At 68.6% G+C, this 19,417-nt stretch carries 22 protein-coding genes; 7 read left to right on the forward strand and 15 right to left on the reverse strand.

Translation table 11 applies throughout. The annotated features are described in order from the left end of the window. The coding region (locus tag Q0326_RS02725) for a hypothetical protein (RefSeq protein WP_298686836.1) at positions 1-748 on the reverse strand (748 nt) is incomplete at its 3' end. Positions 749-880: 132 nt separating this feature from the next. Between Q0326_RS02725 and Q0326_RS02730 the strand changes: the two genes are divergently transcribed. After that, a complete protein-coding gene (locus Q0326_RS02730; RefSeq protein WP_298686838.1) occupies positions 881-1,771 on the forward strand; it encodes an oxidoreductase in 891 nt (296 codons plus the stop codon). Between the two features lie 129 nt (positions 1,772-1,900). Here Q0326_RS02730 and Q0326_RS02735 read toward each other — a convergent pair whose 3' ends face one another. From Q0326_RS02735 to Q0326_RS02745, 3 genes are all read right to left on the reverse strand, one after another. Next, positions 1,901-2,077, reverse strand: a complete 177-nt coding sequence (locus Q0326_RS02735; RefSeq protein ID WP_298686840.1) for a DUF4169 family protein — start codon at positions 2,075-2,077, stop codon at positions 1,901-1,903. Next, positions 2,077-3,579 carry an ABC transporter permease/substrate-binding protein gene (locus tag Q0326_RS02740; RefSeq protein WP_298686842.1) on the reverse strand — a complete coding sequence of 501 codons (1,503 nt, stop codon included), beginning with the start codon at positions 3,577-3,579 and terminating at the stop codon, positions 2,077-2,079. The genes Q0326_RS02735 and Q0326_RS02740 overlap by 1 nt, the downstream gene beginning before the upstream one ends. A gap of 124 nt (positions 3,580-3,703) precedes the next feature. Beyond that, positions 3,704-4,462 carry an ATP-binding cassette domain-containing protein gene (locus tag Q0326_RS02745; protein ID WP_298686844.1) on the reverse strand — a complete coding sequence of 253 codons (759 nt, stop codon included), beginning with the start codon at positions 4,460-4,462 and terminating at the stop codon, positions 3,704-3,706. A 72-nt stretch (positions 4,463-4,534) separates the two neighbouring features. Between Q0326_RS02745 and ccmA the strand changes: the two genes are divergently transcribed. From ccmA to Q0326_RS02760, 3 genes are read left to right on the forward strand one after another with little or no spacing between them, the layout of a single operon-like run. Continuing rightward, complete coding sequence (gene ccmA / locus Q0326_RS02750; RefSeq protein ID WP_298686846.1) at positions 4,535-5,158, forward strand: heme ABC exporter ATP-binding protein CcmA; 624 nt, start codon at positions 4,535-4,537, stop codon at positions 5,156-5,158. Then, complete coding sequence (locus Q0326_RS02755) at positions 5,155-5,790, forward strand: heme exporter protein CcmB (protein WP_298686848.1); 636 nt, start codon at positions 5,155-5,157, stop codon at positions 5,788-5,790. The genes ccmA and Q0326_RS02755 overlap by 4 nt, the downstream gene beginning before the upstream one ends. A gap of 17 nt (positions 5,791-5,807) precedes the next feature. Then, the gene (locus Q0326_RS02760) at positions 5,808-6,212 is read left to right on the forward strand and encodes a cupredoxin domain-containing protein (protein WP_298686850.1); all 405 of its coding nucleotides are present in this window, start codon (positions 5,808-5,810) and stop codon (positions 6,210-6,212) included. Between the two features lie 2 nt (positions 6,213-6,214). Here the strand turns inward: Q0326_RS02760 and Q0326_RS02765 are convergent, their stop codons facing one another. The 11 genes from Q0326_RS02765 to coxB form a co-directional block, all read right to left on the reverse strand. Continuing rightward, positions 6,215-7,078, reverse strand: coding sequence for a class I SAM-dependent methyltransferase (locus Q0326_RS02765; RefSeq protein ID WP_298686852.1), 864 nt, complete (start codon positions 7,076-7,078; stop codon positions 6,215-6,217). Positions 7,079-7,192: 114 nt separating this feature from the next. Beyond that, the gene (locus tag Q0326_RS02770) at positions 7,193-8,422 is read right to left on the reverse strand and encodes a pitrilysin family protein (RefSeq protein ID WP_298686854.1); all 1,230 of its coding nucleotides are present in this window, start codon (positions 8,420-8,422) and stop codon (positions 7,193-7,195) included. Next, positions 8,419-9,819, reverse strand: coding sequence for a threonine synthase (gene thrC / locus Q0326_RS02775; RefSeq protein ID WP_298686856.1), 1,401 nt, complete (start codon positions 9,817-9,819; stop codon positions 8,419-8,421). Before thrC ends, Q0326_RS02770 begins: the two co-directional genes overlap by 4 nt. Positions 9,820-9,979: 160 nt before the next feature. Next, complete coding sequence (locus tag Q0326_RS02780) at positions 9,980-10,555, reverse strand: SURF1 family protein (RefSeq protein ID WP_298686858.1); 576 nt, start codon at positions 10,553-10,555, stop codon at positions 9,980-9,982. Next, entirely contained in the window at positions 10,555-10,956 is a 402-nt protein-coding gene (locus Q0326_RS02785; RefSeq protein ID WP_298686860.1) for a DUF983 domain-containing protein, read from the reverse strand. The genes Q0326_RS02780 and Q0326_RS02785 overlap by 1 nt, the downstream gene beginning before the upstream one ends. A 114-nt stretch (positions 10,957-11,070) precedes the next feature. Next, the gene (locus Q0326_RS02790) at positions 11,071-11,889 is read right to left on the reverse strand and encodes a cytochrome c oxidase subunit 3 (protein ID WP_298686862.1); all 819 of its coding nucleotides are present in this window, start codon (positions 11,887-11,889) and stop codon (positions 11,071-11,073) included. Positions 11,890-11,938: 49 nt separating this feature from the next. Then, positions 11,939-12,487 carry a cytochrome c oxidase assembly protein gene (locus Q0326_RS02795; protein ID WP_298686864.1) on the reverse strand — a complete coding sequence of 183 codons (549 nt, stop codon included), beginning with the start codon at positions 12,485-12,487 and terminating at the stop codon, positions 11,939-11,941. A gap of 120 nt (positions 12,488-12,607) precedes the next feature. Next, on the reverse strand, positions 12,608-12,772 hold the full coding sequence (locus Q0326_RS02800) for a hypothetical protein (protein ID WP_298686916.1): 165 nt from the start codon (positions 12,770-12,772) through the stop codon (positions 12,608-12,610). Then, positions 12,772-13,686, reverse strand: a complete 915-nt coding sequence (locus Q0326_RS02805) for a heme o synthase (RefSeq protein WP_298686912.1) — start codon at positions 13,684-13,686, stop codon at positions 12,772-12,774. Before Q0326_RS02805 ends, Q0326_RS02800 begins: the two co-directional genes overlap by 1 nt. 82 nt (positions 13,687-13,768) lie before the next feature. Then, positions 13,769-15,490 carry a cytochrome c oxidase subunit I gene (gene ctaD, locus Q0326_RS02810; RefSeq protein ID WP_298686867.1) on the reverse strand — a complete coding sequence of 574 codons (1,722 nt, stop codon included), beginning with the start codon at positions 15,488-15,490 and terminating at the stop codon, positions 13,769-13,771. Between the two features lie 10 nt (positions 15,491-15,500). Further along, positions 15,501-16,649: a cytochrome c oxidase subunit II gene (coxB, locus tag Q0326_RS02815; protein ID WP_298686869.1), complete on the reverse strand. Its 1,149-nt coding sequence runs from the start codon at positions 16,647-16,649 to the stop codon at positions 15,501-15,503. 225 nt (positions 16,650-16,874) lie between these two features. Here coxB and pyrE point away from each other — a divergent pair, with 225 nt between their 5' ends. The 3 genes from pyrE to Q0326_RS02830 are packed head-to-tail and all read left to right on the forward strand — an operon-like array spanning position 16,875 to position 19,266. Next, entirely contained in the window at positions 16,875-17,462 is a 588-nt protein-coding gene (pyrE, locus tag Q0326_RS02820) for an orotate phosphoribosyltransferase (protein ID WP_298686871.1), read from the forward strand. Continuing rightward, positions 17,459-18,541 (forward strand): serine hydrolase domain-containing protein, encoded by a 1,083-nt coding sequence (locus Q0326_RS02825; RefSeq protein WP_298686873.1) that lies wholly within the window; start codon positions 17,459-17,461, stop codon positions 18,539-18,541. Before pyrE ends, Q0326_RS02825 begins: the two co-directional genes overlap by 4 nt. Then, on the forward strand, positions 18,529-19,266 hold the full coding sequence (locus Q0326_RS02830) for a pyridoxine 5'-phosphate synthase (protein ID WP_298686875.1): 738 nt from the start codon (positions 18,529-18,531) through the stop codon (positions 19,264-19,266). Before Q0326_RS02825 ends, Q0326_RS02830 begins: the two co-directional genes overlap by 13 nt. The last annotated feature ends 151 nt before the right edge of the window (positions 19,267-19,417 follow it).

The raw sequence follows: 19,417 nt of genomic DNA on the forward strand, positions 1-19,417 counted from the left end.
CGCCGCCGCCACCATGATGATGGCCGCCGCCGCCGCCGCCGTGGCCGCCATGCCGGTCGTTGCGGTCGGGATGCGCGTTGAGCTTGGGCAGCTCGTCGCGGGTGAGCACGCCGTCGCCATTGCTGTCGAGCTGGGTGAAGCGCTTCATCGCGGTCTGCGCGAATTCGGCGCGGGTGATTGCGCGGTCGAAATTGACATCGGCGGTGACCACCGGCTCAGGGCTGTCGAGGAAGCCAAAACGCCCCGCGCCGAGCCGGGTCGGGTAAGGCGGGTCGGTGACGTTGCCGTCATCGTCCGCCTTGGCGAGGCTGGGGTCGCCATAGGTGCTCATCACGCGGATCTCGGGGGCGATGTCGCTTTCATAATGATCGACCTCGGACGGATCGATCTCGCCGTCACGATCGGTGTCGAGCAATGCGAAGAAGCGCAGCGCGTCGGCCTCGAACTCCTTGGGCGTGATCCGATTGTCGTGATTGGCGTCGGCCTTGCGGAACCAGATTTCGGCGCCCGACAACCCTTCCGCACCCCGGAACGGCTCGCCCATCGGACTGATGAAGATCGCGCCGCCGGGCAGCGGCGCGACGACGGTCTGCCCCGAGACGACGATCGCCGCATTGGGCGCCTCGGCGGGAGCGGCGGCCACGGGCGCCGCAGGCGTCGGTGCAGCGGTCGGCGTCGCGACGGGTGGCGCCGCCAGAGCCGTGGCCGACGACACCAGAAGCACGGACAGACTTGCCGCGATACGCATACCGATTCCCCTTTGACGCTCGCCCTCGCGATAGCGCGTTGCCGCCACGCGTCCAAGCGCCCCCGCCCGCCCGCTGGCATTATCCCCGACGATGGCGCAGCATCGCCATATGCCGCATGAACGGAGTGCATGATGACCCCCTGGACGCTCGCCGACATGCCCCCGCAGACCGGCCGCCTGGCGGTCGTCACCGGGGCGAACAGCGGCATCGGGTTGGAGACCGCGCGCGCGCTCGCCGACGCCGGCGCGCGGGTGGTCGTCGCGGCGCGCAGCGCGGCCAGGGGACGCGACGCCGCCGCCGCTATCGGCGGCAAGGCCGAATGGCAGGCGCTCGATCTCGCCGATCTCGCCTCGGTGCGCGCCTTCGCGGATCGGCTGTTCGACGACGGCACGCCGATCGATCAGCTGATCCTCAACGCCGGCGTCATGGCGCTGCCGCGGCGCGAGCTGACCGTCGACGGCTTCGAGCGCCAGCTCGGCACCAATTTCCTCGGCCATTTTGCGCTCACCGCGCGCTTATGGCCGCTGATGGCACCCGGCGCGCGCGTCGTCCCGCTGTCGAGCATCGCAGCGCGGCGTGGAACGATCGATTTCGACGATCTGATGGGCGCGCGGCACTATCATGCCTGGGCGGCCTATTCGCAGACCAAGCTGGCGATGCTGGTGTTCGCAATCGCGCTCGCCAAGCGCCAGCAGCGCGTCGCCAGCATCGCCGCGCATCCGGGCTTCGCGCGCACCAATCTGATCGCCAATGGGATGGGCCGCAACCTGCTGCGCGACAGCGTGATCGGGGTGTTCGGCGACCTGTTCAGCCAGTCGGCCGCGGCGGGCGCGCTGCCAGTGTTGCGCGCGGCGACCGATCCAACGATACGCTCGGGCGGCTATATCGGTTCAACCCGTCTGTTCGAGCTCAAAGGACCGGCGGGACCGGCCAGAATACCCAAGCAGGCGTGCGATCCTGAGACCGGGCGCCGGCTGTGGGCGGCCGCCGAGACGCTGACCGGACTGACGTTCAGGCCGTGAGGCGCAGCCTTGCGACCGCATCGTCCCGGCGTCCCGCGGTCGCGAGGCGTAGCCACGGTGTCTAGGGTCCGGGATCACGTCCGGGATGACGGACGATGACCGAGCTTATACGCGAGGCCGACAGCTCGCTTACTCCTCGCGCTTCGCCCCATCCAACAGCGCCTCGCGCCGTGCCTTTTCCGCCGCCTCGGCATCGCGCTCCGCCTTGCTGCGCCCGAACTTCGTGCGATTGGCCTCGGCCGTCTTGCCCGCCGCGGCCTTTGCCCTCGCCTTGCGGACGCGGTTGAGGTTGACGATCTCGGCCATCAGCGCGTCGCCGGCCGCTGCGCGAGCCACTGCGCCGCCGCCTCGGGGGTCGCCTTGTTGGTGTCGCGGTCGACCATGTAATTGGCCTGGCGCATCGCCGTCACCGGGATCGCACCGACCAGCGGCGTCAGCGCCGCCAGGAAGCACTGGTCGTGCGCATGCGCGCGCGCGGCGAGCAGGATCGCGTCATAACCTGGCTGGACATGCTTCGGGTCGCCGAGCACGACGAGATCGTCCGCGGCAATCCGGCCATCGCTCGAAAAGGCCGAGATAATGTCGACCTGCCGGCTTTCGAGTGCGCGGTACATGAAGCTTGGGGCATAGTTGCGCGTCGAGGCGAAGCGGATGTCGTAGCCGTCGCGCACCGCGCGCCATTCGGGCCGCGACAGATATTCGAGATCGGCGCCGAGGTTAAGCGTCGGTGCCGCTGCCGCCAGCCCCTGCAGATCGGCGACATGATGCGCGGCTGCAACCGATCGCGTCATCGCCAGCGCATAGGCGTTCTCGAAGCCCAGCGGGCCGAGCAGCGCGGCGCCGCTCGGGCGAAGATAGTCCGCGATCCCGCGCAGCATCTCGGCGCGCGGCGCGACGGTCTTACGGTGCATCGCGTCGGCCCAGATCGTGCCGGAATATTCGACATAGACGTCGATGTCGCCCTGCTGGAGCGCGTGCAGCGCGACGGCCGAGCCCAGCCCCTGGCGGTAGCTGACGGTGTAGCCCGCGCGCGCGAGCCGCGCGCCGATCAGCCGCGCGAGCGTAAACTGTTCCGAAAAATTCTTGGCGCCGACGACGATGCTGCGCTGCCCGGTTCCCGCCAGCAGCGGGGCGCAGGCCAGCGCGAGGCCGATCGCGACCCCGCTGGCGCCGAGAATGAGCGACCAGCGTTCGCGCCGCGCGAGCCCGCGCTCGACCAGGGCCAGCAATCCGTCGGCGATCAGCGCGACCGCGGCGGACGCGAGGCAGCCGGTGAGCACCTGCGTCCAATCCTCTAGCTGCAGCCCGGAGAAGATCAGATTGCCGAGGCTCGAGGCGCCGACCGTCGTGGCGAGCGTCGCGGCGCCGATCGTCCACACCGTCGCGGTGCGGACCCCCGCCATCACCACGGGGGCGGCAAGCGGCGCCTCGACGAGCCTCAACCGTTGCCATGGCGTCATGCCGAGCCCGTCGGCGGCCTGGATCACCGCCGGATCGAGCCCGTGCACGCCGGCCACGACGTTGCGCAGGATCGGTAGCAGCGCATAGAGCGCGAGCGCCAGCCAGGCGGGCAGGAACCCGAGCGCGGGCAGGCCGTGCCCGATTGCGAGCAGCAGCGGATAGAAGAGCGCTAGCAGCGCAAGACCGGGGATCGTCTGGATCACGCTCGTCACCCCGAGCGACGCCGCCGCCAGCCGCGGCCGGCGCGCCGCGGCGAGCCCGAGCGGGAGCGCGATCACCAGCGCAAGTCCCAGCGCCGCCGCAGACAGCAGCAGATGATGGGCGGCCAGGCCCCACACCTCGTTCATAGGTCTTCCCTCCCTGAACGGAAGCGGCCGGGCGCAGGTTCGCGTGGCGCGGACGCAGTGCGGTCGCGGGAGCGGCCCGCCCCCGCCCTTTCAGGAAGATCTAAGACCGGGGAGCAGATCGGCCTCACCCCTTCATCGCCGCGATCGCCAGCGCCTGACGCGCCGGCACCGCAACCAGCGCATCGGCCTCCGCGCCCGCCTTGCCGGCGAGCATCTCGATCGGCGTCGCGTCGCCGACCACCCGGCCCTCGGCCATCACCACGATGCGATCGGCGAGCAACAGCGCCTCCGCCATGTCGTGAGTCACCATGATGCTGGTCAGCCCCAGCCGCTGGTGCAGTTCGCGGTAGCGTCGGCCGATGCCATCACGCGTCACCGGATCGAGCGCGCCGAGCGGCTCGTCGAGCAGCATCAGCCTGGCCCCGGTCGCGATCGCGCGCGCGACGCCGACGCGCTGGCGCTGGCCGCCCGACAGCGCATCAGGCGCACGCGCGCCGATGCCGGCGGGGAGATCGACCATCTCGAGCAGGGCCGCGACGTCGGGTGCCGGCTCCCCGGCGATCCGCGGCACGAGCGCGATATTCTCGGCGACCGACATGTGCGGCATCAGCCCGATCGACTGGAAGACATAGCCGATCTTACGCCGCAGCAACGGCGCGGAGCCTTCGGCAACGTCGCGCCCGTCGATCAGCACGCGGCCTTCGCTCGGGATTTCGAGGCGATTGATCATCCGCAGCAGCGTCGACTTGCCCGCCCCCGAGCCGCCGACCAGCGCGACGAAGCTGCCCGGCGCGACGGCGAGGTCGACGCCGGCGACCGCGACGGCGTCGCCGAATCGCTTGGTGACGCGCTCGAAGCGCACCTCGGGGCCGTACTGATCCATATCTCTCCCGCTGGCGCCCGACGCGCGGCGTGCCTAGTGTCGGCGCGTGATCACCGCCCGTCAAACATTCCTATGCTACTGACCCTGCGCGATGTCGCCTGCCTGCGCGGCGACCGTCTGTTGTTCGAAGCGGTCGACCTGTCGCTGGCGGCCGGCGAGGCGCTGGTCGTCAGCGGCCCGAACGGGATCGGCAAGTCGAGCCTGCTTCGGATCGCCGGCGGCTTGTTGCGCCCATCGGCCGGCACGGTGGCGCGAGCCGGGCGAGCGGCGTGGCTTGGCGAGGCGTCCGCACTGGATGGCGAGTATCGGCTCGGCGACGCTCTGACGTTCTGGGCCAAGTCGGACGGCACGACATGCGCCGCCGCGATGGCGGCGATGGGAATCGCCGATTTGGCGCGCGTGCCGGTGCGCTATCTTTCGACCGGCCAACGCCGCCGTGCCGCGATCGCGCGCACGATCGCGAACGATGCACCGCTGTGGCTGCTCGACGAGCCTGCCAATGGGCTCGATCGCGAAGGCGTCGAACGACTGGGCGCCGCTATGGCGGCACATCGCGCCGGGGGTGGCGCTATATTGGCCGCAACGCACCTGAACTTGCTGCTCGACGGTGCTCGCGATTTCGCATTCCCCCACGCTGCGAGCGGTTCAGCACCGACCAGGGCGCCGGAGCCCCGCCGCCAGGGCGGCACGGCGTGATCGTCGCCCTCATCAAGCGCGACACCGTGCGCGGCCTGCGCGCGGCCGGACTCCCGGTGGCCTTCTTCCTGATTGCCGCGACGCTGTTCCCGTTTGCGGTCGGGCCCGACGCCAAGCTGCTCGCGTCCGCCGGCGGCGGCATGCTGTGGCTGGCGGCGTTGCTCGCTGCCTTGCTGCCGATCGAGCGGCTGGTCGCGCCGGATGCCGACGCGGGCGTGCTCGACCAGTTCGTGGTACGCGGGCTCGCCGATGAAAGCGTCGCGGCGGCCAAGATCGTCGCGCACTGGCTGGGCTTCGGCCCGCCGCTGATGATCGCGGCGCTGCCCGGCGCCGCATTGCTCGGGCTCGACATGGCGACGCTCGGTCGGCTCGAGGCGGGGCTTGCGATCGGGACGCCGGCCCTTGCCGCGCTCGGCGTCACCGTCGCGGCGCTGACCGTCGGCCTGCGCGGCGCCGGCGCACTGGCGGGTCTGATGCTGCTGCCGCTCGCCATACCCCTGCTGATCTTTGGCGCGGGCGCGCTGCGGGCTGGCGACGGCGAAGCGATCAGGCTGCTCGCCGCGACCGCGCTGCTGCTGACCGCGGGCGCACCCTTTGCCGCGGGTGCTGCGTTGAGGGCGCTGCGTGATTGATCACACGGAGCCTGCCGATGCGTCTTCCCCTTCTCGCCCTCGCCGCCGCGGCGGTCCTGCCCACGACCGCACCCGCAATCGCCGCGCCGCCGGCGCCGGAGAAGGTCGTGACCGTTGTAATGGCCGGCCGCCATTTCCACCCGCAGGTGATCCGCCTCACCCGCGGCCAGCATTACCGTATCCTGCTCGTCAACCGCGACGGCACCGGACATAATTTCGACAGCAAGGGCTTCTTCAGCCACGCCGACATCGCCCCCGACGGCGGCGGCGAGCAGGCGATCCACGAGGGTCTGGTCAGCGTGCCGTCGCATGCGACCGTGCTGGTCCGCGTGACACCGACCGCTGCTCAGCCGTTCGACCTCAAATCCTCGGTCGCGCTCGACGCCGCCGCGGGCATGCAGGGCCAGATCCTGGTCTACTGAGCCTAGCCTGCTTCCCACCGCGCGAAGATCGCAGTGGGAAGCAGGAGCCCGCGGGCTTCCTCGCGGACGGCCATCTCTCCGGCCTCGACATGGCCACCGAGATGCGCAGTCGCCTGCCGCAGCAGCTCGGCGATCGCGATCGCCGACATCCGCACCGCATAGACGGTCAGCACCAGAAACTTTGACTCGGCATCGAGCAGCCGCACGCAATCGGCGATCAGCCCGGGCAAGCCCTCCTCCAGTCGCCACAGCTCGCCGGTCGGCCCGCGGCCGAATTTGGGCGGATCGAGCATGATCCCGGCATAGCGCCTCTCGCGCCGCACCTCGCGCGCGGTGAATTTTTGCGCGTCGTCGATCATCCAGCGGATCGGCCTGTCGGTCATGCCGGCCAGCAGCGCGTTGGCCTTGCCCTGCTCGACTGACTTCTTCGACGCATCGACATGCGTCACCTTGGCACCCTTGGCAGCGAGCGCGAGGCTGCCGACCCCGGTGTAGCCGAACAGGTTCATCACCTCGTCGCCTTCGGCCACACGCGCGCGCATCCACGTCCATTGCGGCGCCATGTCGGGGAAGAATTGCAGATGGCGGAACGGCGTGTTGGCAGCGTGGAATTTGAGGCCTTCCCACGAAAGCGGCCAGTCCGACGGCACCTTGCGGTCGAGATGCCAGCGGCCGCCGCCCTCCTCGTCCGACGCGCCGACGAACTCGCCGTCATGCTGCCAATCGTCCGAGGCGGGCGCCCACATCGCCTGCGGCTCGGGCCGGACGAAGCGGAAGCGGCCATAGCGCTCGAGCTTGCGGCCATGGCCCGAGTCGAGGAGCGCATAGTCGGGCCAGGGCTCGGTGATCAGGGTGAGAAGCTCCACGACCCGACCTCTATCCGTTCGTCCCGAGCGAAGTCGAGGGACCGGAAACAAACGGCGCGTCTGAAGCCTGTCCCTCGACTACGCTCGGGACGAACGGAGAAGGGACACCGCCCGTCACGCCACCCGCGCGAGCTTGCCGCCCACGCTCGCGGTCGCGATGCCGCCGCCGATCGCGTCCGCACCCGCACGCCGCGCCATTGCGAGATCGACCGCCTCGATCTGCGCCACCGTCTCGGCCACCGGCACGATCCGGCCCTGGACCTGGATCTGCCGCGCCAGATGATCGCAGCGCGACTGCACGGATTCGAGACCCATCAGCAGCCCGGCGCGCGACTGCGCCTTGGCGCGGGCCAGCTCTATTTCGGACATATTCTCGGCAGTGCGCGCCATCACGTCGCGGGCGAGCGCGAAGGCGCGGGGCGCCTCGGCCTTTGCGGCGGCGAGATAGACGCCGAGCTGGCCGGTGTCCGCCGCCGCCTGGCTCCAGGCGTAGATCGAATAGGCGAGGCCGCGCTCCTCGCGCACCTCTTGGAACAGCCGCGACGACATGCCGCCGCCCGCGGCGCTCGCGAACAGGTTAAGCGCATAGATGTCGGCATGGCGCTGGTCGACGCCGGGGTGCGCGAAGGCGATGTGGACCTGGTCGAAGCGCCGCGCATCGGTGACGACGCCGGGGGCGAAGTGCGCGGCCTCGTAGGTCGGCGCCTGGCCGGGGGCGAGATCGCCGAACCGCGCCTCCGCCAGTCGCAGCAGTTCGTCCTCGTCGACCTTGCCGGCGGCCGCCAGAATCAGCCCTCCGGGTCGATATTGCTCGTCGAGCCAGCGGCGCAATGCCGCGACGTCGATTGCCGCGATCGTCTGCTCGTCACCGAGCACGGGGCGACCATAGGTCTGGCCGGGATAGGAGGCGGCGGCGAGATGATCGAAGACGATGTCGTCGGGCGTGTCCTTCGCCTCGCCCAGCTCCGCCAGCACGACATGCTTTTCGCGCTCGAGTTCCTCGGCCGAGAAATGCGGGCTGCGGACGAGATCGGCGATCAGGTCGACGCCGAGCGCGAGATCGCCTGGCAGCAGGCGCGCGTGGAAGACGGTGGTGTCGCGCGACGTCCAGGCGTTCATCTGGCCGCCGACATCCTCGGCCGCCTCGGCGATCGCGCGCGCATCGCGGTCGCCGGCGCCCTTGAACACCATATGCTCGACCATGTGCGCGAGGCCGGTCAGATGCGCCGGCTCCGAACGGCTGCCGACATCCGCGTACAGCCCGACCGCGAGCGTCTCGACTCCGGGCATCGGATCGATCGCGACGGTGACTCCATTGGCGAGCCGGTGCAGCCGTGCGCTCATGCCCGCGGCCTCGCGCGCTCGGCGACGTAGCCCGTGACCGCCTCGAAGGTGGCGGGGAGCGTCGCGTAGCGCTCTTGCTTGTCGAGCAGCCCGGCGATGCGATCGGGCAGCGCGGGCCGGACGCCGATCGCCGCCGCGACCGCGTCGCCGAACTTGGCGGCATGCGCGGTGGCGAGCGTGACGACGGGCATGTCGGCGGGTAAATCGGACGCGCGGGCGGCGGCGAGCCCGATCGCCGTGTGCGGATCGATCACCTGGCCGGCGCGTGCATGAGCCCAGCGCATCGCCGCGACCATGCCGTCATGATCGACACGGGCGCTGGTGAAATCGGCGGCGGCGCGGTCACGCAAGGGCTGCGGCAGCGTCATGCGGCGGTCGGTCTCGAAGCCGTGCATCTCGGCGGCCAGGCCGGTCGCGTCGCGGCCGTGCAGATCGAACAGCAAACGCTCGAAATTGGAGCTGACCTGGATGTCCATCGACGGCGTGTGCGTTGGCGTGACCGTGCCGGTCGAATAGTCGCCCGCCGAAAGCGCGCGGTGGAGGATGTCGTTGACGTTGGTCGCGACGATCAGCTTGGCGATCGGCAGCCCCATCTTGCTGGCGACATAGCCCGCGAACACGTCGCCGAAATTGCCCGTCGGCACCGCGAAGGCCACCTTGCGCGCCGGCGCGCCGAGCCGGACGGCTGCATAGAAATAATAGACGATCTGCGCCGCGAGCCGCGCCCAGTTGATCGAATTGACCGCCGAGAGCTGGAAGCGCTGCGAGAAAGCGGGGTCGCCGAACATGCGCTTCACCAGCGCCTGCGCCTCGTCAAAATCGCCCTCGATCGCGATGTTATGGACGTTGCCGGCAAGCACCGTCGTCATCTGCCGGCGCTGCACCTCGGAGACGCGGCCGAGCGGGTGGAGCATGAAGATGTCGATATGCGCGCGATCGGCGACCGCCGCGATCGCCGCCGACCCGGTGTCGCCCGAGGTCGCGCCGACGATGGTGAGATGCTGGTCGCCCTTGGAAAGGAACCGCTCGAACAGGAGCCCCAGCATTTGCAGCGCGACGTCCTTGAACGCCAGCGTCGGGCCGTGAAACAGCTCGAGGAGCCAATGCTGCTGGTCGAGCTGGACCAATGGGGTCACCGCATCGTGGCTGAAGCCGCCATAGGCCGCCTCGCACAATAGGCGCAGGTCCGCCTCGGGCAGCGCTTCGCCGACGAAGGGGGCAAGGATGCGGACCGCGGTCTCGGCGTAGGAGAGGCCTACGAGTGCGGCGATCTCGTCGGGCGTCAGGCTCGGCCACGCGTCGGGCACATAGAGCCCGCCGTCGGACGCGAGCCCGGCGAGCGTGGCGGCCTCGAAGCCGAGCGCGGGCGCCTGGCCGCGAGTGCTGATGTAACGCATGCGCGCGGGGCTTAGCGACGCGGGGGCCAAGCGGCAAGGTTTGCGGGCGTGACAGGTGAGCGTTCCCGGCGAAAGCCGGGGCCCAGGCCCGCGTTCCATGGTGGGCGCGGCGTTTGAAACTGTGACGTGGGGCCTGGGCCCCGGCTTTCGCCGGGAACTCCTAAAGCCTTTTTCGCCGCCACACCGCGATCGCATAGATCCCCACCGCGAGCGCGGCGAAGATGAACCACTGGATCGCATAGGCGAAGTGGTTGTTGGGGATGTCGTCGAGGCTGGGCGGCTCGCTCGGCTGCAGACCCGGGGCCGCGCGGTCGGAGACGAGCATCACCTGTCCGTAATGATCGGGACCGATGATCCCTTCGACCTTGCCGCCCGTCCAGACCGGGGCCGCGGACAGCTGCGACCAGCCCATGTCGATCGCTAGGCCCGGGCCCTCGGCGCCGGTGCGGCAATCGGCGACGTGACGCCAGCCGGGTTGTCCGCTGCGATTGCGTCCCGAACTCGCCCGCCAACCGACCGGCTGCAGGCAAAAGGCTTCCGAGCGACGGAACAGCAGCGACTGGTCGGTGGGGATGCGCGGGAAGGTAACCGATGGCTTGCCCGCCGCGGCGCGATATTCGGCGAGCAAACCTTCCTTCCAGGTCATGCGGTGGAGCTGCCAGATGCCGAGCCACACCATCACTCCCGCCGCCGCGAGCACGAGGGTCGTCGGCAGCAGCGGGATGCGCCGCCGCATCACGGATTGGGTTCGTCGATCACGCTGATCCGCCCCTCGCGCGCATGGTTGCGATATTCGGAGGCGAGCAGCATGCCCTTGGCGACGCGCAGCGAGGCGATCACCGCGAGGATCGTGATCGGCGGCCACAGCAGGATGTGCAGCCATATCGGCGGATGCACGGTGAGCTCGAACGTGATCGCCGCGATGCAGACCAGCGTCCCGATGATCAGGGTGAGGAACGCCGCCGGCCCGTCGCCGACGTTGAACGCGTCGAAGTCGAGACCGCAGGACGTGCAACGCGGCGCGAATTTGATCATGCCGACATACAAGGTCTTGGCGCCGCAGCGCGGGCAGACGCTGCGCAGCCCGACTTGGACGATGGTGGGTTCGGTCGTGGTCGGTTCGAGCGGGTCGACCATGCTAATCCCTATGCGTCGTCCCGGCAGACGCCGGGGCCCATGGATGGGGTGTGGCCCGAGGAGGCCGCGAACCGCCGTCTATGGATCCCGGCTTCCGCCGGGACGACGGACGGTTCACGCCGCGTAGGTCGCGCCCCAGCCGCCCCAGACGTAGATCGACAGGAACAGGAACAGCCACACCACGTCGACGAAATGCCAGTACCAGGCCGCCGCCTCGAAGCCGAAATGCTGACGCGGGGTGAAGTCGCCCTTGTAGGCGCGATATTGGCAGACCGCGAGGAAGATGGTGCCGACGATCACATGGAAGCCGTGGAAACCGGTCGCCATGAAGAAGGTCGCGCCGAAGATGTTGCCTTTGAAGGCGAACGGCGCGTGGATATATTCGTACGCCTGGATCGTGCTGAACAGAAGGCCGAGCGCGATCGTGCACCACAGGCCGTTCTTGAGCCCCTTGCGGTCGCCGTGGATCAGCGCGTGGTGCGCCCAGGTCACCGTGGTGCCCGAGCAGAGCAGGATCATCGTGTTGAGCAGCGGGAAGGCAAAGGGGTTGATCGGGGTCAGCCCCTTGGGCGGCCACACGCCGCCGACGACGTCGACCGCCTTCGGAAAGAGCGAGGCGTCGAAAAACGCCCAGAACCAGCCGACAAAGAACATGACTTCCGAGGCGATGAACAGGATCATCCCGTAGCGCAGGTGGAGCTGCACGACCGGCGTGTGATCGCCGGCATGCGCCTCCTTGATCACGTCGACCCACCAGCTGCCCATGCAGAAGATCAGCATCGCGAAGCCCAGCGGGCCGATCAGCGCGCCATAATGGACCGAGTGGAGATACATGATGAAGCCGGAGGCCAGCACCAGCGCCGAGAAGCTGCACAGCAGCGGCCATGGGCTCGGCGGCAGGATGTGATAGTCGTGGTTCTTGGCGCCGGCCATCAAATGCTCCCTGTCTCTGCGGCTCTGCAAGGCCGTTGATCGGCGGACCTTAGCCTTGGCTTGGCGCTTGGTCCACCGGGTAGAATGTGTAGCTCAGCGTGATTTCGCCGACCTGATCATTGTCGTGATCCTTGAGGAAGGCGGGGTCGACGTAGAAGACGACGGGCATGCGCTGCGTCTCGCCGGGCTGGAGCGTCTGCTGCGTGAAGCAGAAGCACTGGACCTTGACGAAATAGCGCGCGCTCTGGTCGGGCGAGATGTTGAACGCCGCCGCGCCCGTGACGGTCTTGTTGGACAGGTTGGTCGCGTCGAAGAAGGCGATCTGGCGCGCGCCGATCGCGACGCGCTGCGTCTTCTGCTCGGGTTCGAAGCTCCAGGGCAGTTTGGCATTGGTGTTGGCGTCGAAGCGCACCGTGACGATGCGGCCGACCGAGCCAGGTGCGGTCGCCCCGACCTCGATCCGCGCGGTGCCGCCCCAGCCGGTCTGCTGGCAGAACATCCGGTAGAGCGGCACCGCGGCGAACCCCATGCCGACCATGAAACAGGCGACGAGGCCCGCGATCAGGCCGGTGCGCAGGTTGCGGGCGGCCGGGTTCATCCTCTCCACCCCGTTCGTCCCGAGCGAAGTCGAGGGACAGACCGCAAGCGCAGCACCCGATAACCGGCACCTCGACTACGCTCGGGGCGAACGGGAAAGGGAATGACCTGGCTCACACCCTCACAGCATCTTGGCGATGCTGATCGCGTAGAACAGCGCGACCAGCCCGAACAGGATCAGCGCGGTCGCGATCGAGCGCGAGCGCTGGCGGCGGCGGATCTCGGTCTGGTCGAACGGCGGGCGATCGGGGCGCTCGCGGCCCGGCAGCGGATCATGACGCGGCATCAGGCGTACCACAGCCGGTCGACGACGAGCGCGCCGAAGGTCGCGAACAGATAGACGATCGAGTATGCGAACAGCCGCCGTTCCGCCTTCATCAGCGCCGGATCGGTGACGCGCGAAAAGCCGACACGCGCGGCAAGCCCGACGAAAAACAGGCTGAGCATCGTCGCGGCGACACCATAGATGGGGCCGGTGAGGCCAAGCGGCCAGGGCGCGATCGCGACCGCCGCCATCGGCAACGCATAGAGGAAGGCCTGGAGGCGCGTCGCTTTGGCACCGGCCACGACCGACATCATCGGCACGCCTGCGGCGCTGTAATCCGAGTTGATGAACAGCGACAACGCCCAGAAATGGGGCGGCGTCCACAGGAAGACGAGCAGGAACAGCAGCACCGGCAACAGCGCGACGTCGCCGGTCACCGCCGCCCAGCCGATCAGCGCGGGGAAGGCGCCGGCGGCGCCCCCGATCACGATGTTCTGTGGCGTGCGGCGCTTGAGCCAGACGGTGTAGACCAGCACGTAGAAGAGGATCGAGACGGCGAGGATCGCGGCGGCCAGCACATTCAGCGCGAGCCCCATGACGATCACCGAGAAGGCGCCGAGCCCGACTCCGAATTGCAGCGCCGCGGGCCGTTCCATCCGCCCCGCGGGGAGCGGGCGATTGCGCGTCCGCCGCATCTTGGCGTCGAGATCCGCCTCATACCATTGGTTGAGCGCGGCGGCCGCGCCCGCGCCGAGCGCAATGCACAGGATCGCGGTAAAGCCGAGGACCGGATGGATATGGCCGGGCGCCGCGAGCATTCCGCACAGTCCGGTGAAGACGACCAGCGTCATCACGCGCGGCTTGGTCAGCGCCCAGAAGTCGCGCCATTCGGCCGGCATCCCCGTCAGCGGGGCCTCGATCGGCGCAGTCGCCATCACGTCCTTCATCTTGAAATCACCAACGCCCGGAACGAGTCTTCGTCCCGGGCGCAGGCCTTAGCAGAATGTTCGAGAAAGGTCAGACCCGGTCGGGCGGGCGGCGATCGTGACGATCGTGCAGATCGCCCGCGTCGATGATCGGCAGCGTCTCGAACTGGTGGTAGGGCGGCGGCGACGACAGCGTCCACTCAAGCGTGGTGGCACCCTCGCCCCACGGATTGGCCGGCGCCTTGGGGCCCGCGATCAGCGAGTAGATGATGTTGACGAAGAAGATGCCCATGCCGACGACCATGATTTCGTAACCATGGCTGGCGACCGCATTCCACTTGGCGAAAGCGTCGGGATAATCGGGGTAGCGCCGCGGCATGCCCTGTGCGCCCAGGAAATGCATCGGGAAGAACAGCACGTTGACGCCAACGAAGAAGATCCAGAAATGCGCCTGGCCCAGGAACTCGTTGTACATCTTCCCCGACATCTTGGGGAACCAGTAATAGAAGCCCGCGAACAGCGAGAACACCGCGCCCAGCGACAGCACGTAGTGGAAGTGGGCGACGACGTAATAGGTGTCCTGGAAATAATTGTCGATGCCGCCGTTGGCGAGCACCACGCCGGTCACGCCGCCGACGGTGAACATGAAGATGAAGCCCATCGCCCATACCATCGGGGTCTTGAAGCTGATCGACCCGCCCCACATCGTCGCGATCCACGAGAAGATCTTGATACCGGTGGGCACCGCGATCACCATCGTCGCCGCGGTGAAGTACATCTTCGTGTTCACGTCGAGGCCGGTCGTATACATGTGGTGCGCCCACACGACGAAGCCGACCACGCCGATCGCCACCATCGCATAGGCCATGCCGAGATAGCCGAAGATCGGCTTCTTCGAGAAGGTCGAGATGATGTGGCTGACCATGCCGAAGCCCGGCAGGATCATGATGTAGACCTCGGGGTGGCCGAAGAACCAGAAGAGATGCTGGTAGAGGATCGGATCGCCGCCGCCCGACGCGTCGAAGAAGGTCGTGCCGAAATTGCGGTCGGTGAGCAGCATCGTGATCGCCGCGGCGAGCACCGGCAGCGCCAGCAGCAGCAGGAAGGCGGTGACCAGCACCGACCAGGCGAACAGCGGCATCTTGTGCAGCGTCATGCCCGGCGCGCGCATGTTGAGGATGGTGGTGATGAAATTGACCGCGCCGAGGATCGACGAGGCGCCCGCGAGATGGAGCGCGAGAATGCACATGTCGACCGAGGGCCCGGCCGACCCGCTCGTCGAGAGCGGCGCATAGAGCGTCCAGCCGGTGCCCGCACCGTTGCCGGTGCCCCCCGAGACGAACAGCGATCCCAGCAGCAGCGTGAACGCCGGCACGATCAGCCAGAAGGACACGTTGTTCATGCGCGGGAACGCCATGTCGGGGGCGCCGATCATGATCGGCACGAACCAATTGCCGAAGCCGCCGATCATCGCGGGCATCACCATGAAGAACACCATGATGAGACCGTGCGCGGTCACCATCACGTTCCAGAAATGTAGCGCCGCGTCGTTGCCCGCGGGCGCGCCGAAGAAATGCGCCCACATCGGCAGATATTGAATGCCGGGATGCGCGAGCTCGGCGCGCATCAAGCCCGAGATGCCGCCGCCGATGATCCCCGCGGTGATCGCGAAGATCAGATAGAGCGTGCCGATGTCCTTGTGGTTGGTGGACAGGAACCAGCGCGCGAAGAAGCCCGGGCGGTGATCGGCACCATGATGCTCATGATGCTCTTCCTTCTGGAAGAAATGGGCGTTGGCCGTCGTGTCGGTCATCTGTCTCGCCTCAGTTCGTCGTCGCGGGCTGGCCGACCGGCTTTGCCGGTGCGGTCGCGGTCTCGGTCGGGGTGGAGGGCGCGCCCGCCATCGGGGTCGGCGCCGCGGTGGCAGCCGTCGGGTTGCTGATCGGCGAGTTGACCGTCGCGTCGCTCGAGGCAGGCTTGCCCTTGCCGATCGTGCCGCCATTGGCGGCGATCCACTGCGCGAACTGCGGTTTCGTCACCACCTCGACCGCGATCGGCATGAAGCCGTGGCGCGCGCCGCACAGCTCGGAGCACTGGCCGTAATAGAGACCGGGACGATCGACCTTGAACCAGGTCTCGTTGAGGCGACCGGGGACCGCGTCCATCTTGATCCAGAAGGCGGGCACCGCGAAGGAGTGGATCACGTCGTCGGAGGTGGTGATCACCTTCACCACCGCGCCGGCGGGGACGACCATGCGGTTGTCGACGCCAAGCTGACGAGGCTCGCCTTTGGCCTTGTCCTGGTCCTCGGTGAGGATGTTGGAGACGACCTCGAAGTCGCCATTGTCGGGATATTGGTACGACCAATACCATTGATGGCCGATCACCTTGACGGTGAGGTCGGGCTTGGGAATCGCATATTGCGCGGCGAGCAACTTGATCGAGGGCACTGCGATCGCGAGCAGGATGAGCACCGGCGCGACCGTCCAGATGATCTCGATCGCGGTGTTGTGCGAGGTGCGCGACGGCACCGCATTGGCGCGGCGGTTGTAGCGCAGCGCGACCCAGCCGAGCAGCACCAGCACCAGCAGACAGATGATGATGATGATCGGCATCAGAATGACGTTGTGGAACCATTCCGCCTGCAAGCCGAGCGCGGTGACCTGGGTCTGCAGCGCGATCTTGTCGGTCGGCTGACCGATGCCCGGCTCGGGCTGGTAGAATTGTGGAATGGTCGCCTTCGCGGGGGTCGCGGCCGGCTGGCCTGCGGCAGCCGACCCGGTCGCAGCCGGCGTCGGCGCATCGGCCGAGCCCACGACCTGGGGCGACTGGCCTGAGCCGGGCGCGGTCGCGGTAGCGGCCGGCGAGGCGGTGACGATCGACGGCGCGGCAGTGGGCTGCGCGGAGAGAGGTCCGGTGAGCATCAGCGCCGCAAGTCCCGCGGCGATCAACATGGTCTTCACACTCTTCATGTCACCCCTCTTGCCGCGTTTTCCTGCGGCTGGCGTTCCACCTGTGATGGACTATTGTGGGCCTTATAGCAGGCGCCGGCCAAGCCTCAAGCGCCAGACTCGCGGAATTATGCGCGACTCCGCGATCGCGGGGGCGATCGGATACGGAGCAGACAGGCCATTGATGCGCCGCCGTCGCGGCCCTATCAGGCGGCCATCCGGGGCGGGCTGGCGACAGAGGCGACGATGACCGACGACGAAGTGCTGGCGGAATTCCGTGCGGCGAAAGCGCTGCTGGACGGCCATTTCATCCTGTCCTCTGGCTTGCGCAGTCCGACCTATCTGCAGTGCGCGCGCGTGCTGATGGACCCGCGCCGCGCGCAGCGGCTGTGCGTCGAGCTCGCCTCGCGGCTGACGCCGGCGGTCCATGCCGGGGTCACTGCGGTGGTGTCGCCCGCGATGGGCGGTGTAATCGTCGGCTATGAGATGGCGCGCGCGCTCGGCGTCGAGGCGATGTTCGTCGAGCGGCCGGGCGGGACGTTCGAGCTGCGCCGCGGCTTTTCGCTGTCGCCCGGGCAGAAGGTGCTGATGATGGAGGACGTCGTCACAACCGGCCTGTCGTCGCGCGAGGCGATCACGGCGATCGAGGCAGCCGGCGGTGAGGTGATCGCGGCGGCCTGCCTGGTCGATCGCTCGGGCGGCAAGGCCGACGTCGGCGTGCCGCTTACCGCGCTGGTGACGCTCAACATCCCAAGCTATCAGCCCGAGGACGTGCCGCCCGCGCTCGCCGCGATTCCCGCGATCAAGCCGGGTAGCCGGGCCGCTCTGGCGTGAGGCTGCGCGCGGCCGCCGCCGCGCTGCTGGCCCTCGCCGCCGCCCCCGCACCGCACCCGCTCGACCGGATCATCGCCGACGCGCATTTCGACGGTGTCGCGATCGCGGGCGATGCCGCCGAGCCCAGCTATGTCCGTGCGACCGGCAACGCCGCCAAGGGGGTGCGCAACAGCCCGCATGCGGTGTGGCGCTGGGCGTCGGTCACCAAGCAGCTGACGGCCACGATCGTGATGCAGGAGGTCGAGGCGGGTAGGCTCGATCTCGCCAGGCCGGTCTCGGCCTATTGGCCCGACTGGCCGCAGGTCTTTTCGGACGAGGTCACGATCCGCGATCTGCTTCAGCACACAAGCGGGCTTGCCGATCCCAATGAGGACGGCCCCGACCTCCCGGACGGCATGCCGACCTTCTATCGCCCGCCCGCCGCGCGGGCCGCGACGCTCGGCACCATGGCGTATGCAGCGACGCATTATTGCGCCGAGCATCCGCGCGGTAAGCCTGGCGGCGGATTCCATTACGACAATTGCGATTACATCGTGCTTGGCGCGCTGCTCGAGCGGATGACGGGCAAGCCGTTCGCGCAATTGCTGCAGGAGCGGATCGCCGCGCCGCTCGGTCTCACGCTCGGGCTGTTCGAACCGGGCGTGGCCCCCGCGGCGCATGTCCGCGGGATCGAGACGGGCGCGCAGGGCGAGGCGCTCGGCGATCTCGGCACCTATGGCGCGGCGGGGGCGGTGTATGGCACGCCGCTCGCGCTCTATGCGTTCGATCGCGCGCTGCTCGACCACCGGCTGCTCGGGGCCGCCGCGACCGCGACGATGTGGACCGGCGATCCCAAGCTCGGCGCCGCGGCGCTCGGCCAGTGGCAGTACAGCGTCACGCTCGCCGGCTGCACGGCGCCGGTCTCGGTGGTCGAGCGGCGCGGCGAGGTCGGCGGGGTTGCGGTGCGCAACTTCATCCTGCCGGGAACCGGTCATGCGCTGGTGCTGTTCACCCGGCACGGCGGCTTCGACTTCGGCGAGGTTTGGCAACGCACCGGCTTCGCCTATAGCGCGCTCTCGGCAATAGGATGTGCGACGTGAGCGAACGGCTGAGATTGGGCGTCAACATCGATCATGTCGCGACGATCCGCAACGCGCGCGGCGGGTTGCATCCCGATCCGATCCGCGCCGCGCAGATCGCGCAGGCGGCCGGCGCCGACGGTATCACCGCGCATCTGCGCGAGGACCGGCGCCACATCATGGACGAGGATATCGCGCAGCTGATCGGCGGCATCGCGCTGCCGCTCAATTTCGAGATGGCGGCGACCGAGGAGATGGTCGCGATCGCGCTGAGGCACCGCCCGCACGCCGCCTGCATCGTCCCCGAGCGGCGCGAGGAGGTGACGACCGAGGGCGGGCTCGACGCGGCCGGGCAGCACAACCGGCTCAAACCGCTGATCACGCAGTTGGGTGACGCCGGGATCCGCGTCAGTCTGTTCATCGAGCCCGATCCGCGGCAGATCGAGGCGGCGCTCAATCTCGGCGCGCCCGTCGTCGAGTTCCACACCGGCGCCTATGCGCATGCCGAGGGCGAGGCGCAGGTCGCCGAGCTGCAGCGGCTGTCGGATGCGGTCGCGCTCGCCGCCAAGAACGGGATCGAGCCGCATGCCGGCCACGGCCTGACCTACGACAATGTCACGCCGGTGGCGGCGCTGCCACAGATCGCCGAACTCAACATCGGCCATTTCCTGATCGGCGAGGCGATCTTCATCGGCCTCGACGCGAGCGTGCGGCGGATGCGCGACCTGATGGACGCGGCGCGGTGAAGAACCGTCCCCATACCTCCCCGGGACGGGGAGGGGGACCAGCCGAAGGCTGGTGGAGGGGCGCCGGCTACGCACGGAACGCTCGTGTCGATACCCCTCCACCCCTCGCTTCGCGAGCGGTCCCCCTCCCCGTCCCGGGGAGGTGTCGAAG

It is taken from the genome of uncultured Sphingomonas sp., from assembly GCF_937859915.1.
Lineage (GTDB): Bacteria > Pseudomonadota > Alphaproteobacteria > Sphingomonadales > Sphingomonadaceae > Solisphingomonas.